Annotated in this window: 12 protein-coding genes and 2 pseudogenes; 9 read left to right on the forward strand and 5 right to left on the reverse strand. The window is 66.6% G+C overall.

What is annotated here, in order from left to right; all coding sequences use genetic code 11:
• Positions 1–185: 185 nt before the first annotated feature.
• Complete coding sequence (locus tag ACFVTC_RS42555) at positions 186–1,160, reverse strand: LacI family DNA-binding transcriptional regulator (protein ID WP_390135218.1); 975 nt, start codon at positions 1,158–1,160, stop codon at positions 186–188.
• Between the two features lie 1,110 nt (positions 1,161–2,270).
• Here ACFVTC_RS42555 and ACFVTC_RS42560 point away from each other — a divergent pair.
• Entirely contained in the window at positions 2,271–2,735 is a 465-nt protein-coding gene (locus ACFVTC_RS42560) for a DUF742 domain-containing protein (protein WP_390135197.1), read from the forward strand.
• A gap of 401 nt (positions 2,736–3,136) precedes the next feature.
• Here the strand turns inward: ACFVTC_RS42560 and ACFVTC_RS42565 are convergent, their stop codons facing one another.
• Both ACFVTC_RS42565 and ACFVTC_RS42570 read right to left on the reverse strand, forming a co-directional pair.
• On the reverse strand, positions 3,137–3,394 hold the full coding sequence (locus ACFVTC_RS42565; protein WP_390135198.1) for a hypothetical protein: 258 nt from the start codon (positions 3,392–3,394) through the stop codon (positions 3,137–3,139).
• Between the two features lie 325 nt (positions 3,395–3,719).
• Positions 3,720–3,896: pseudogene (locus ACFVTC_RS42570) on the reverse strand (IS630 family transposase); the annotation flags it as partial.
• Between the two features lie 710 nt (positions 3,897–4,606).
• On the opposite strand from ACFVTC_RS42570, the gene ACFVTC_RS42575 reads away from it, so the two are divergent.
• Together ACFVTC_RS42575 and ACFVTC_RS42580 are read left to right on the forward strand one after the other, a co-directional pair.
• Positions 4,607–5,578 carry a hypothetical protein gene (locus ACFVTC_RS42575; protein ID WP_390135200.1) on the forward strand — a complete coding sequence of 324 codons (972 nt, stop codon included), beginning with the start codon at positions 4,607–4,609 and terminating at the stop codon, positions 5,576–5,578.
• Positions 5,579–5,878: 300 nt separating this feature from the next.
• Positions 5,879–7,483 carry a phospholipase D family protein gene (locus tag ACFVTC_RS42580; RefSeq protein ID WP_390135202.1) on the forward strand — a complete coding sequence of 535 codons (1,605 nt, stop codon included), beginning with the start codon at positions 5,879–5,881 and terminating at the stop codon, positions 7,481–7,483.
• Between the two features lie 322 nt (positions 7,484–7,805).
• Here the strand turns inward: ACFVTC_RS42580 and ACFVTC_RS42585 are convergent, their stop codons facing one another.
• Complete coding sequence (locus tag ACFVTC_RS42585) at positions 7,806–8,003, reverse strand: hypothetical protein (protein WP_390135204.1); 198 nt, start codon at positions 8,001–8,003, stop codon at positions 7,806–7,808.
• Between the two features lie 604 nt (positions 8,004–8,607).
• Here ACFVTC_RS42585 and ACFVTC_RS42590 point away from each other — a divergent pair.
• The 3 genes from ACFVTC_RS42590 (at position 8,608) to ACFVTC_RS42600 (ending at position 10,425) form a co-directional block, all read left to right on the forward strand.
• Entirely contained in the window at positions 8,608–9,231 is a 624-nt protein-coding gene (locus ACFVTC_RS42590) for a hypothetical protein (RefSeq protein WP_390135206.1), read from the forward strand.
• A gap of 39 nt (positions 9,232–9,270) precedes the next feature.
• A complete protein-coding gene (locus ACFVTC_RS42595) occupies positions 9,271–9,564 on the forward strand; it encodes a hypothetical protein (protein ID WP_390135208.1) in 294 nt (97 codons plus the stop codon).
• 264 nt (positions 9,565–9,828) lie between these two features.
• Positions 9,829–10,425, forward strand: a complete 597-nt coding sequence (locus ACFVTC_RS42600; protein WP_390135210.1) for a hypothetical protein — start codon at positions 9,829–9,831, stop codon at positions 10,423–10,425.
• Between the two features lie 345 nt (positions 10,426–10,770).
• Here the strand turns inward: ACFVTC_RS42600 and ACFVTC_RS42605 are convergent.
• Positions 10,771–10,910: pseudogene (locus ACFVTC_RS42605) on the reverse strand (ATP-binding protein); the annotation flags it as partial.
• 293 nt (positions 10,911–11,203) lie between these two features.
• Here ACFVTC_RS42605 and ACFVTC_RS42610 point away from each other — a divergent pair.
• From ACFVTC_RS42610 to ACFVTC_RS42620, 3 genes are read left to right on the forward strand one after another with little or no spacing between them, the layout of a single operon-like run.
• Positions 11,204–11,407 carry a hypothetical protein gene (locus tag ACFVTC_RS42610; RefSeq protein WP_390135212.1) on the forward strand — a complete coding sequence of 68 codons (204 nt, stop codon included), beginning with the start codon at positions 11,204–11,206 and terminating at the stop codon, positions 11,405–11,407.
• A gap of 50 nt (positions 11,408–11,457) precedes the next feature.
• On the forward strand, positions 11,458–11,814 hold the full coding sequence (locus ACFVTC_RS42615; protein WP_390135214.1) for a hypothetical protein: 357 nt from the start codon (positions 11,458–11,460) through the stop codon (positions 11,812–11,814).
• Positions 11,811–12,062 carry a hypothetical protein gene (locus ACFVTC_RS42620; protein ID WP_390135216.1) on the forward strand — a complete coding sequence of 84 codons (252 nt, stop codon included), beginning with the start codon at positions 11,811–11,813 and terminating at the stop codon, positions 12,060–12,062. Before ACFVTC_RS42615 ends, ACFVTC_RS42620 begins: the two co-directional genes overlap by 4 nt.
• Positions 12,063–13,404 lie beyond the last annotated feature (1,342 nt).

The raw sequence follows: 13,404 nt of genomic DNA on the forward strand, positions 1-13,404 counted from the left end.
GACGCCCGTGAACAACGGATGTGTCAGAACCGAACGATCCACCATGCCTCTCACCAGCAGAGCATGCCCACCCGCTATCACGCACCAACTCGTTAATCGATTACGCTACAGTCCGGCCAGATCGATTCCATATCGCCGAAAACAGGCATTCGCACGACGACGCAACGGCCGCCGCCGGCGGAAGGTCAGACCGAAGCCCGGGCTACGAAATCCGCTTTGACACTCACCCTGCGCTGATGGGTCCGGCCGTCGATCTGCTCGAGCAGGAGATGGGCTGCAGCGCGTCCGACCGCACCGGCCGGATACCGGATGGTCGTCAGGCGGGGCCGGACGAGGGCGGCGAAGTCGATGTCGTCATGCCCCACCAGGGCCACGTCACCAGGAATGTCGAGACCGAGTCGCTCCGCCGTGTCCATAGCGCCGACTGCCGTGACGTCATTCACGCACAGTATTGCTTCGGGTGGACGCCGGGTCTGCATGAGGCGCTCGAAGCCTTTCGCTCCCGCCTCGCGTGTGTGCTCGCCATGGACGACGTGTTCCTCCGTAATGGACAGCCCCGCGGTGGCCGCATGCTGCCTGATACGTTTCAGCCTTGGATCCCCGCCAGTGGCATCGCGTGGTCCGGCGACGACACCTACGCGGCGGCGACCGGTGTCGGCCACATGTGTCAACGCAGCAGAGACAGCGTCGTCGGCGTCGGGTGTCACCAGGTCGACGTCTCCGAATGGTGTGTCGGCGCTGACGACGACGGGGATCGCGGCACCGCGGAACACGTCAAAGGCGTTGGCGGCCAGCCGGAACGGCGTCATGACGACACCTGCGACGCGCTGCTGCAGCGCCTCTTGGAGAAATGCCTGCTCTTCGTCGCGGCGCGCCTCGGTGTTGCAGACCACGACGTGGTATCCCCGGGCTCGTACCTCATTCTGAAGGGAGCGGGCAAGCAGAGCGTAGAAGGGATTCGCGATGTCTGGAACGATGAGAGCAATCATCAAGGATCTGCCGGTGCGCAGAGTGCGGGCAACAGGGTTGAGTGTGAAGCCGAGCCGGTCGATCGCGGCATGTACCGCCTGACGAGTTTCCTCCGTGACGGGACGCTTGCCGCTCAACACGTAAGAGACCGTGGCCGACGACACCCCCGCAGCCCGCGCAACATCACTCATGTTCACCCGCTGCCGCACCTCACACGCCCTTTCCTCGGGCATAACTCTACCGGCGCTCTCGATGGGCGGCAGTTGCCCAGAAGGGACATTCGCGGAGCCATTTACAGGACGTGTGAGTTGATCTGCAGGTCGTTGCCCCCTGTTCCGGACGACGCGTGCTGCAGGGAGCGTGAGACCCTGTTGGTCGTCCCTGGGAGTGTGCTCTTACTTAAAGATCGGCGTCCAAGGACAGGGCAGTCGTGCCCCGAATTGCCGCGTGTGGACCACACCGTAGGAATCGGCGGCCGTGTCATCGTCGCAGACGGCCGCCGGTTCCCCTGTGACGTTTGCGGGCGTACGCGCCTGAACATCAACGGCACGACTATCGAGATCGGCACCAGCTACCACCAGCTCGAGGACTGCCTCACGGGAGCAGCGGGTAGCGCAGTCCGCCTCGGCTAGCCCGACGACGGGGACGCCGAGCCACACGACTGTGTGCTTGCCGCCCAGGGCGCCAGGTCACTGGCGCATGTGCCGGCGCGGGTCAGTGCACCGACGCGGACAAGGAGACCACGGCCAAGGGCTCCTCCTCCGGCATATGCCGACTTTCAAGAAGGAGGCCGAACTGTGCGAAGACCCGCCAATTGGCCACCCCTGACGTCTACAGTGCTTTGATGTGACAGGTAATCGATTACGTATGCCCTGGGTCCTTCACCGCTCAGGCCTCCGCCGACTGACCGAGGGGACGCTGAAGGATCTTCGCTAGATCCGCGCCGCGTTGCGACGCTCAGAATTCAGGCCCGTCGGGGCTAGGGCCGCTGGTGCGGCGTCGAGGCCGACGACAGGCCAGAGCCTTCGACGGACGCAGCAGCTGGTTGACTTCTTGCCATCCCGGTTTGTGTTCCTTTGGGTGAGACCGGCCAACAAAGGCTGCGTAGGTGGGGCGTTCGGCGCTCCCGGATGGCAGTGCCTTGCTGGTGGCCGGCTAGGCCGTGCATGTGAGACAGGCGGTGTGCCAGCCTCGCTTGACCTGCGTGCCGATTTTGCTGAGCGAAGGTCCAACTGACGTACACGCAGTGGCGCGTGGGAGGCCTAATTTCACGGGCGCGCTACTCGGATGAAGGAGGAATCGTGCCGTCGCCCCCTCGCAGAGATCAAGACAGTAGGTACCATCAGCCTGCAGCACCGGAGCAGTTCAACTTTCCCCTCGCTCCGGGTCAGGAACCCCGAATCCGTGCGTCATCGGCCCCCAAGCCTTCCGGGCTCGTCCGCCCGTATGCGATGACCGGTGGCCGAACCCGGCCGAGCTACGAGCTCGCCATCGAGGCGCTGGTAAGCACAGCTGCCAGCCTCGCAAAGGTACGTGGTCAACCGCCAGAGTCGTATCGCATATGTGTCCTGTGCCAGGAGGTCAAGTCGATCGCGGAGATCTCTGCGCTCCTCTCTGTCCCTCTCGGCGTCACCCGAATCCTTGTAGGAGACCTGGCGCAGGCAGGGCTGGTCGTGGTGCACCAGACCCGGGGCGACGATGGTACGGGAGGACAGCCAAACGTAACTCTGCTAGAGAAGGTGCTCAGCGGACTTCGACGGCTCTAGTCGGACTCTGCTGCTGACCTTTTGCGTCGTGATACCAGGGCGCGCAAAGGATGGCTGCAGGGGTACAGCGGTGCCGCCACGCGTGCATGCACGCAGCAGAGCTCGTGTGGCTCGACGGGGCCGACATCGCGGCCCGGCCTGCGCGCAACGAGAGGCCGGAGAGGTATTGCCGCGGCGCACCCTCAGCCGCCAAGCGGTCCGCCAGCGTGTGTCGCTCCCTATCGCACAGTGCCCGGATTCTCTCTCCCCCGTGCATCCGCCGGGGCGTTGAACGATGAAGCGAGAGAGAGCGCCAATGGCCCCGTGAACTAGTGATCCACCGAAAGGGGAGATAGCTCCATGGTCGAAGTTGAGCGCACCTTCATTTTGGATCATCCCCTGCACTATGTCGTCAAGTCAGGTCAGTAGGCGATCGATCCCTTGGTGCTGAACTGGAATTGCACTATGAATCTGGTGCCGTCCTTGACGTCGGTGGCTGCCAGACTCCAGGTTCCGACCGTGATCTCGCGGTAGGCATTGCAGTAGGAGCTGCCGCTCGTGGGGTAGAAGCAGGTGCGCACGGGCACGAAGTCGAACCCGCCGCCGGCTGCGATGGACGGCTTGACGTTGATGTCGTTGCAGTTGGACGTGGCGTAGGCGTAACCGGATGCGGGCCACACGTATTCGTTCCCGTTGTCGACGGGATTGAAGCTCTTGGCAGTACCCAGGCATGTTGCTGCGCTGGCTGGCGCGGTGGTCATGGCAGTGAGCCCACCAGCCGCCAGAGTGGCGGCCGCCAGGGTTGCGAGGATCCGACGTGCTGACATGTGCGTTCCCCTCTCGATTCGTCTCCGGCGCACCCGTTCCCGCCGGCACCTCGAAGATCAGGGGCATTATGTCGTGGACACGATCGTTTGGAGAAGAGTTAGATTCAGCCGCTGTCGACGGGTCGGCTCTCGGAAGTCGGCGCGACTCCGGCGCTGCTCTTGCCGCAGGTGCAAGGCGCTACTGACGTTGTCGGCGTGGTGTCGTCGTGGTGAGGCAGGTTTCGGCGAGGCATCCGTCGATGAGGTTGCTGCGGTATTGGATCTGGCGGAGACCGTGTCGGAGCGTGCTGATGAGGTCGTCTGGGTCGGTGAAGGCGGTGTTGACCTGGCTGCTGCGGCGCAGGAGTGACCAGAGGGCCACTAGGGTTGACGGCGTCTCAGTCACTCGGCCACGCAGGTGAACTGGACGGGATCCAACGTTGCGCCTTGCGCATCGCCAGACATGCGTCGCGCTCAAGAGCCCCGGACGCCAATCCCACCGACCGGGCAGGACCACTCCCGCGACACCTGGCCGACGCATTCGGCGTGATCGCCAACCTGGAGAGCTAATGACCCTTCGGATTGGGCTCGCGGGGTGCCCCTATGACTTTGGGGCGAGGAGTGATCGGGGTTGGTGGTTGGCAGAACGTGCTGTCGCAGAGCATCGCGAAAAGTACGTCTGCGCGGCGACGGGATAGGGAGAGGAGGTCCTGGGTGAGGTGTTTGCCCTGGCTGACCCTCTTGTCGCAGTAGGCGCAGTAGGCGCAGTAGGCGCGGGAGGCCGGATCGGCCAACGCGGCGAACGCAGCTCGCTTGAGCTGCTTGTTCCTTCTCCGCATTGGCTATTCGCCGCGGATAGAGGATCCGGAGCTGCGGGTCGCCGGGGCGAGGCCGGCGGCGTAGGACGAGGTGAGCGGCGGACGGGGATGGTGCCGTCACCGCCGTCCATGAGGATGCGAACGCCGCCTCGATGCCCGATGCCTGGCATGGACATCAGGACCTTGGTAAGAGGCTGGGTGCTTCCGGTGTGCCGGGGAGTGGCCGGGTCTGCCGTCGGGCAGGGGGGGCGAAGGCAGGGGGGCGGCGGTGGAACGAACTGCGCTGCCGGGCCAGGGTGACGCCGGGCCGTGGAGGCACGGTCGGGGGCCCTGGCCCGGCGTCTCGGCTCTGGGGGGGGCGTGCGGGGCTGGGTCAGACGCGACCGGCAACCTGACCGGCACCACGGACACCGAGGGCAAGACGGTCACCTTCGGCTACGACACCTCGGCCCGCATCAACAAGATCACCACAGCCGAGGACCGCATCACTGCCTTCACCTACGACGACGTCAACCGCGTCACCTCCATGCTGCGAGCGACGGGGTTCAACGGTTCCGCCGACACGGGCCCGACATGGACCTACAGCTACAGCTCCCCGTCTGCCACGGCCGCGGGTACGACGACGGCCAAGGACCCCGAACTCCACTCCACCATGTACCAGCACGACGATGATGGACAGGTCACCGACGTCACCGACGCCAAGGGCCACAAGCGCTCCACGAAGTTCGACGCCAACCACAACATCGACACCGCCACCGACGCGATGGGCTCGGGCTCCACACCGGGCAACGTCGTCGACTACGGCTTCAACTCCCGCAACAACCTCGACACCGTGACCCAGCCCACCGGCGGCACCACCACGAACCACTGGCAGACCATCGCGGGCGGTGACGTCCCCAAGGACTCCACCAACGCGGATGGTGAGAAGACGGACTTCGGGTACGACACGGTCGGGAACACCACGTCGGTGGCCCAGACCGGCACCGGTGGCGGCAGCGTCACCTACACGTACAACAAGTCGACCCCGACCTGTGGCGGCTTCGAGGGCCAGCGCTGCAAGCAGCAGACGAAGATGTCCTCGACGAAGACGGTCACCACCGACTTCCACTACGACGCCACGGGCAACCTCTACACCGTCACCCCGCCCGCCCCGCTGGCCAAGACCACCTTACTGGTACCGGAGTGGCCGGATACCAGGACACCCCCAACAGGTGTCGAAGCCTCGTGGAGCCGACCGTAAGACCCGCGCCACCCACCCCCGCCGTAAGGCGGAGGCGGGGCGGGCAGGTGGCGCAACCCTGCCGCGGCGGCGGCAGACAGAAGCGAGAGACCGTACTCAAGCCGAAGCCCTCACGCTTTGGTGATGTGACGGACCTTCCGGGCCTCAATGTCCGGAATGCTGAGAGCCGCTGAGGCTCTGAGTAACGGATTGACAGGTCTCCGCAGGACTGGCAGCACAGGAATTGCGTGGTCACGCGCTCAGGGGGTAACGGATCTACCAGGAGATCCCGGAAGGGCCGTCGGCTGGAAGGGCTGCCACGTGGAACGCGCCGACTGGCTGCTCACCCCCGTTCAGCGGGGGAATCCCGCGTCGCGGGTGGACCGCCGTCATGCCGACGGTGCGGCGTGGTCCACGGGCAACGACGTCCGCCCCCTGGTACATGGGGCGGTGTACTTCGCCGAGCTGCTCGCGGCCGTGCGGGCGCAGCGGGCCGGCGACGTATTGATGTTCACGGACTGGCGGGGTGACCCTGACGAGCTGCTGGATGGTCCGGAGAGCGCTATCGGCGACGTGTTGTGCGACGCCGCACGCCGGGGTGTCGTCGTGAAGGGGCTGGTGTGGCGCTCGCACCTGGATCGGTTCCAGTTCAGCGAACAGGAGAACTATCACCTGGGGGAGGAGATCGAGGAGGCGGGAGGGGAGTGCCTGCTCGACATGCGGGTGCGGCCAGGTGGCTCGCACCATCAAAAGTTCGTGGTGCTGCGCCACCCGGGTCGGCCCGAGCGGGACGTCGCCTTCGTCGGCGGGATCGATCTGTGCCACAGCCGTCGGGACGATGCCGCCCATCAAGGTGACCCGCAGGCGCAACGCATCGCCGATGCCTACGGTTCCCGTCCGCCCTGGCATGACGTCCAGCTGGCGGTGCGCGGGCCCGCCGTGGGCGATGTCGAGGCCACGTTCCGTGAGCGGTGGACGGACCCGGCTCCGCTCAGTCGCAGCCCGCGCAGCCGACTGCGGGCGGCACTCCGGGGCGAGGACACCCAGGCGGATCCGCTCCCGGTACAGCAATCCGACCCGGGCCCCCGCGGTTCCCACACGGTCCAGATCCTGCGCACCTACCCGAACCGTCTCAGGGGCTATCCGTTCGCTCCTGACGGTGAACGCAGCATCGCCCGTGCCTACATGAAGTCCCTGCGGCGGGCACGCCGGCTGATCTACCTAGAGGACCAGTACTTGTGGTCAGAGAGTGCCGTCCAGCCGTTCGCTCAGGCTCTCGCAGATCATCCGGGCCTGCGGATGATCGCCGTCCTGCCGCCACTGCCGGACCAAGAAGGGCGGATCAGCACACCGATGAATCTGCTGGGCCGGATCCGCGCCCTGGAAGTCCTGCGACGGGCCGGCGGTGACCGGGTGGCCGTCTACAGCCTGGAGAATCACGCTGGGACGCCCGTGTACGTCCATGCCAAGGTCTGTGTCATCGACGATGTCTGGGCCTCGGTCGGTTCCGACAACGTCAACCGGCGCTCCTGGACCCACGATTCGGAACTCAGCTGCGCTGTCCTCGACGAGACCCGTGACCCCCGTGAACCGATGGACCCCGGCGGCCTGGGTGACGGCGCCCGCGTCTTCGCGCGCGAGCTGCGGTTGTCGTTGAATCTCGAACACCTTGACCGCGACGGGGACGGGGAAGCGGCTGCACTCTGCGACCCGGGCGGCGCCTTTGCGGCCTACGCCGACTCGGCCGCCGCTCTGGACGCGTGGCACGACGGCGGCCGTCACGGTCCACGACCGTCGGGACGGCTGCGCACCTATCACCCGCCGCATCTGTCCCGCATCACACGGGCCCTGACCGACCCGCTCTACCGGGTCGTCGCCGATCCGGACGGCCGACCGCGCTCCCTGCGTCGGCAGGGTGCCTACTGACAGTGTCCCGGAGGTGGACCAGGCAGGGTAGCCGGGCATCACGGCCTGTTCGCCGGTGGTGACATGGATGCGCAAGCCGCCGAGCTTCTCCGTCACGTCGGTGACCCGGTAGCCGGGCACGTCTACGTTGAGCTGCGCGTGCAGGCGTTCCAGCAGGGGATGCCACCCCGGTCCGACGGCACGCAGCCGCGCGGGGGTCTGAGCTCCGGCCGCAGCGGACCGGTTCCCTTGGTTGTCCATGCGGGAATCGTCCCTCATACGGTCGGTTCTTTGACGGAACGTGACCTCCAAGAGAGCGGTACGACAGGCCGACCCGGCCGAGTCAGCCCGCCCCGGAAGCCTGATGGCTGGCCAGCTTTCCGTTCACGGTGCCGACGAGATCTGCCAGGTACTGCTCGGCATCCTGGCGGGTTCGCGGGGCGAGGTCGACGAGCCCGCTGCGCAGCAGGCTTCCGACCCGCTCCACGAGCGGCTTGTCCTGCGGCTGCGCGTACCGGACCGTGGACTGTCGCCGCGACACGTCAGCGCGGCGACAAGACGTGCCGCGGAGACATGCAACGGATCGCTGTCCACGCTGAACAGCAGCGCCAGCCGGGGACCGTCGCCGGTCGTGACGGCGATGATGTCTGATGCCTGCAGGGTGATCACCTCTCTGCGTCGGAGCCGACCCCCGTCCCGCGGGCGGCTTGTGCCTGCAGCCTTCCGCGCAGTGAAGAACCGGCGGTGACTTCCCGCCGTGCTGCGGCGGCAGTTTCCGGCGCTCAGGTCCTAAAGCCCCCATCCAGCCAGGGCGGACGCCCTGATCCTGGACCACCGGACAGGCCTTAAGAATCCCTATCGGAATGCGGTTCGACCGAGGGCCGTGCGGTGGCCGGGTGGAGGCATGCCTCCCTGTAGCCGCCGTGCCGGACGCGGGGGCAGTGAGCCCAACCCCTCGGTGTTACGACCAGCCGCACAGGAACGCGATGGCTGCAGTCGGAAGAAGGCCGGCGCCTGATGACCGGGGTATCGGACACAGGCCGCACCGTGCTGCGAGGGCTTTCAGCTGTCGACCTGCCTTGACGAGCCGCGAAGAGGGCAAAAATCCGGCGACAGCGCCCCACTCGGTCAGCCACGCTTGATCCATGGCGGCATTCCTCTACGCCCGGTTGGCCACGGATCACGAATACGTGCAGCGAGTCAGACAGCAGCGCCCCAGTACCCTCCTGCCCGTCATCGGCGCTGCCTCAGCCCGATGGCACAGCGACACATGGTGGAACAGTCCATTCCGCAAGTACACGCCGTGGGCTCTCGCCGATGTGGCGCGCACCAGCATCGCCCACGGGAATGAGTACCGCGGGGACGGCAACTGCACCGAGAACGATCTGGTGGCCATGCTCGCCGCCTATGCGGCGCTGACCGATCCCATGATCCGTGACAGCGGCACCGCTGAATCCGTCGCCGGCTGGCTGCTGCGTACCTCGGGGGAACAGTTCACCCACCAGGAGCTCGGCTTTAACGATCTCGCTCGGACGGCTGCCCTGCTCGAGCAGACGTCGCCCGCTCACACCCCCAGATGCCTTGTCGACGGATGGGACGAAGAGCCTCGGCTGTCCCTTGTCCGACTACGTCGGCGTCACTCAGCTTCTGCAGGTAGCCGCGCTGCAGAACGAAGGCCGCTTCGATCCCGCATGGCTCAGCCACCGGGTCGTCACAATGACGCGGATGGTCTTGGCAACGACCCGGCCCCGGCCTATCAGGCGGCCTGACCGAAGCCGGCCGCCGCAGGGTCCTTCTCTCGCAGCGGAGTGAAGTCCACATCCGGCATCGGATCGTATGACCCGGGCTGGATACCCACTCCGCTCCCGGGGATCTTCGCCGCGGTGCAGCGGTTCTTTCATCCCTTGATCTTCGCAGGGAGTCCCGGCCTTCAGGCCGGGCGGGAATGCGATCCTCGGCCCAGAGGCGCGCAGCGCCGGAGTTTGCTGCGTCTCGGGGTGGCGGTCTGCGTCTACCCGGATGACGCTTCCCAAGCGATCGTCGAGGGCAAGGTCGACGAGCAACGCCTGCTCGATCCCGTCCTCGCTCTGCGCTGCGACTGACCTCAGGAGACTGGCAATGGGCGGAGGATGTGGCCCTGCCTGCCTCCGCGTCAACCAACGGTGATGACGCTCCTTGAAAAATCGGCCACCTCCTGCTCGGGGGTGACCCCGAACCTGCTCGATGGATCCCCCAGGCGGAAAGGTCATCGGCTGGGCGCGAGGCGCACTTCTGAAGTGGGCTTATTTCGTTTGCCGCGCAGTGTAACCGCCACATAGGGTCACCGCGTCCCTGGAGGTGAGGCCGTGACAACGTACGGCACGATCTTGATTCCTGTGCCGCTCGAACGGGCGGCCCCCGTCCTGCGCGCGGTCTGTGCAGCCGGCTACGCGACCCCCGCCGGGCCGAGATTCTGCCTTGCCCATCCGGACCGGTTCGTCGAGGAGAACGATGTCTTCACGCTCGCCGGGGTGATCAGCACCGAGTTGAGCGTCCCTGCGCTGGCGGCCTTTCAGTATGACGGTGACCGACTGGAGTTGGAGGCCTGGCGGGACGGAGTTCGCGCGCACCGCTACGACTCCTGGCCGGACCGGCACGATGCGAGCGACAATCGAGCACCCGTGGGCGCGGATCCCACTGCGTTCCTGGACTTCGCCACCGGGCCCGTGGACAGCCACCGCCTGGCCTCCGCGCTGGCGGACACCCCGATCGACGCGGAGGACATGGACGTCGACGGCGAACCGGGGTACGTCTGGGCCCAGGCCCTGCACTGGGATGTGATGCACGCGCTCAGTCACCCGGACCAGGTGATCCACCGCGCGCAGTGGGACTACGTCCACATGCGCGGCGCGCCGCAGGCGCTCGCGGAGGCGCTGGGCAGCACCGAACTCGTTGTCCTGGGCACGGCCTGTCGCCCGTTCTGAAGCCCCACCCGTGCTCTGGAAGGGTTCCACGAGGCGGCACGGCACATGGCGTCTGCCGGGAGTCTCGTCCCGCGCGCTCCACGAGCGGGCGGCCTCCTCCGACAACGCGCCCGGCGCTCGCTGAAACTTCCCACTTCGATGAGCAGCGAACCGTTTGGTGCGACGAGCGTATCTGGCCGTTTCCAAAATCGACGGCGACCACCTCGCGGTCCTGCCCCAGCTCCTGAAGCCCCATCAACCCGGACACACCGACTGAACGACGCCGCCCTGGCCGCCGGGCAGAGGACGGCTGGCCGTCGGGTGGGTGGCGGCAGGGATTGCCGACCTCGGCCAACTCCTCAGCGCAGCACGGGTGTTGGCGAGATGGCAGGAGTCGTGAAGGTCTTGAGGATGGCGCCGTTGAAGGTGAGGTGGTCGACGATGGCCGCACAGAGGCACGGGTCGGTGAAGGTCTTGGTCCAGACGGCGAACGACTCGTTGGAGGCGCTCTTCCCACTCGCCCTGTTCCACCGACTCCATCGCCTCCCCGGCCCAGCGCGTCCGCCCCGAGCCGGTCACGCGGCGCCTCGTAAATCTCCCGCTCCATCGCGTACAACCGGAATGCGGCGGAGTGACACCGCTGGTCACGCTACGCGACCGCGGGGAGTGCTGAGGGCACGAGGTGAGCGGGGAGTGCGGGGCGGTCGGGCCCTGAGCGGCGAACGCGCCGAAGAAGTCGAACAGTGAGACGCTCCCCCTGACCGCGTAGTCCCCCACCAGCTCCACAGGGCACTTCGCGATGCGGTTCAGCTCCATTCCGCGCGGCGCGCGGCTTGCCCGGCGGCTCACCGGGCAGCGGTTCGAGGCGTGGGGCATCCCCTACGACTGCGTTCCGCACCACACATGGGGGCTGATTGTGGTCGAGCTCGCCCCGGACCGCAGCCCCCGCAAGGCCGTGTGGTGGATGATCCGCCGCGAGGAGGACCTGCAGGACGACGTCTGACCGTAGGGCCCGGCTGGATATGCTGGGCGAGGCATCCCTTGGAGGACATCGTGAGCACACAGCCGGACCACGGCGCGGACCTTGTCTCGCGCCCCGAACGTACCCCTGACGCCGTCCGCGTGGCGCTCGCCCGGATCGCCCCTCACCGCCTTGACGAGATGGAAAAGCACAAGGAAGAAGCTCTCGCCGCCGCCATTCGGACCAGCAAGATCGGGCACCTTCAGCACTGGCTGACCCACTGGGCCGCTCAGGTGGAGATCGAGCGTCGGCCCGATCTCTCCGCACGCCGTAGCCGTGCTCTCGCCACGATTCACGGCACGGCCGGCAAGGACGACCCCGCATTCCGATCGGCCATGGCGGAGTTGCGTGCCGTCGAGGACGCGGCGACGCAGGCGGTGTCCGAGTGACGTGGAGGTGGGAGTACGACCCCAGCGAGGCGTACGTCATCGGCGAAGCACCGCCGGCGTTCGTCGCTGAGGTCGAGAAAAAGGCTGACGAGCTGGTGCGGGCTGCGGCGGCCTTCTACCTCGAAGGAGCACAGTACGAAGGGCTGGGCCCGAAGGGAGATACCGCACATGTCGACAGCGGATTCTTCGTCTACCTCGTCGTTCCCCGGCATGGATGCGTATACGTCCGCCAAGTGACCTGGATCTGATCCACCGGTCGGCCCCCGGCTCTTCGAAGTGGGGGCGATCTTCTGGCTCAGCCTCCGTCCTCAGCCCGGCGTCTTCCCGCTTGCCCTCGCCACTCTCTACTGACTCCACCGCCTTCCCGGCCGGGCGTGCCCGCCCCGAGTCGGTCACGCTGCGCGGCTCGTTGACCTCTTGCTCCGTCGCGCACAACCGCACACGGGGGAGTGTCACCGCTGGTCACGCTACGCGACCGTGGGGAGTGCTGAGGCCACGAACAGTAAGACCGCTCCCCCGGACCGCGTAGTCCACCCCACCAGCCCCGCAAAGCACTTCGCGGCGCGGTTCAGCTCCATCCCGCGCGGCGCGCGGCTCGCCCGGCGGCTCACCGGGCAGCGGTTCGACGCGGGGGCATCCCTACGACTGCCATCCGCACCACACGCTGACGCTGATCGTCGCCAACGCCGTCCGGCACGGCCGGGTCCCCGGGCGCGACTTCCGGCTCGCGTTGGCCTGCGACGCCTCGCCCCCTGTTCACATTGCAGGACATCTGAAGCGATCGCGGCCGCCAGTGCTGCACCCACGCTCGGAGCGTCGGAGGTAGGCGGGCAGGCTCTGTGCTACGCGGCCGCTTGGGGGGCCAGCACGGGTGTGTCAAACCTTATAGGCGGATAACGAAAAAGCGGCGGGCGGCGCCACAGCCGCCCGCCCTAACTTCTCAACGCAGGGAGATTCAACCGTGGGACAGCTTGGTCCATCTGCGGAACAGCAAGGTAAGTCGCGCATGTTCTACGTCTGGTCATCAATTGCTTCAGCAGTCCTAGTGATCGCTGGATTGGCACTCGCGATCATGGGAAACGCCGCAGGTTGGGTCCTGGTTGTCTTCGCTGCCGTTATGTGGACGGGACTCTTCCTCACTCTCAGGTATACGAAGCAAGCGCAGCCCTGAGCGGCATCGCGAGCAGGTCTCCTGGCCTCTCGTTACTGTCGCTACAGAATGATTCGCGGACGGGGACGTCGACCTCCATGACGACCGACTTCCCTGTCCGCCGGCATCGGGAGAGTCGGCGACCAGGTCGACAGCCGTCGGTGTCCGGATCCTGGCCCAGTCGACCGAGCCGCTGGCGCAGCCCTACCGCTTCGCGGGCAACTATCAGGACCCCACGGGCCTCTACCACACAGACCAACGGGCAGCTCCGTGTGCGGAAGAACCCGGTGGGATTCCCTCTTGGCCTGGCGGTCCAGGACGAGCAGAGACCGGCAGCTTGGGCGAGGGTCTGTACGCTCGCCGGTGTAACTGATGATCATGGAAGAGACATCAAGTGACTGACACCGTGACCGAGTCCGCGACCGCCGATGACCTGGCGG

Origin of the sequence: Streptomyces sp. NPDC057950, assembly GCF_042887295.1 — a bacterium.
GTDB lineage: Bacteria > Actinomycetota > Actinomycetes > Streptomycetales > Streptomycetaceae > Streptomyces > Streptomyces kaempferi.

What these genes read in the sequence shown, in the direction of transcription:
- ACFVTC_RS42555 (WP_390135218.1), bottom strand. Translation starts at nt 1,160, where the DNA reads ATGAGTGATGTTGCGCGGGCTGCGGGGGTGTCGTCGGCCACGGTCTCT.
- ACFVTC_RS42590 (WP_390135206.1), top strand. Translation starts at nt 8,608, where the DNA reads ATGGCGGCATTCCTCTACGCCCGGTTGGCCACGGATCACGAATACGTG.
- ACFVTC_RS42610 (WP_390135212.1), top strand. Translation starts at nt 11,204, where the DNA reads ATGCGGTTCAGCTCCATTCCGCGCGGCGCGCGGCTTGCCCGGCGGCTC.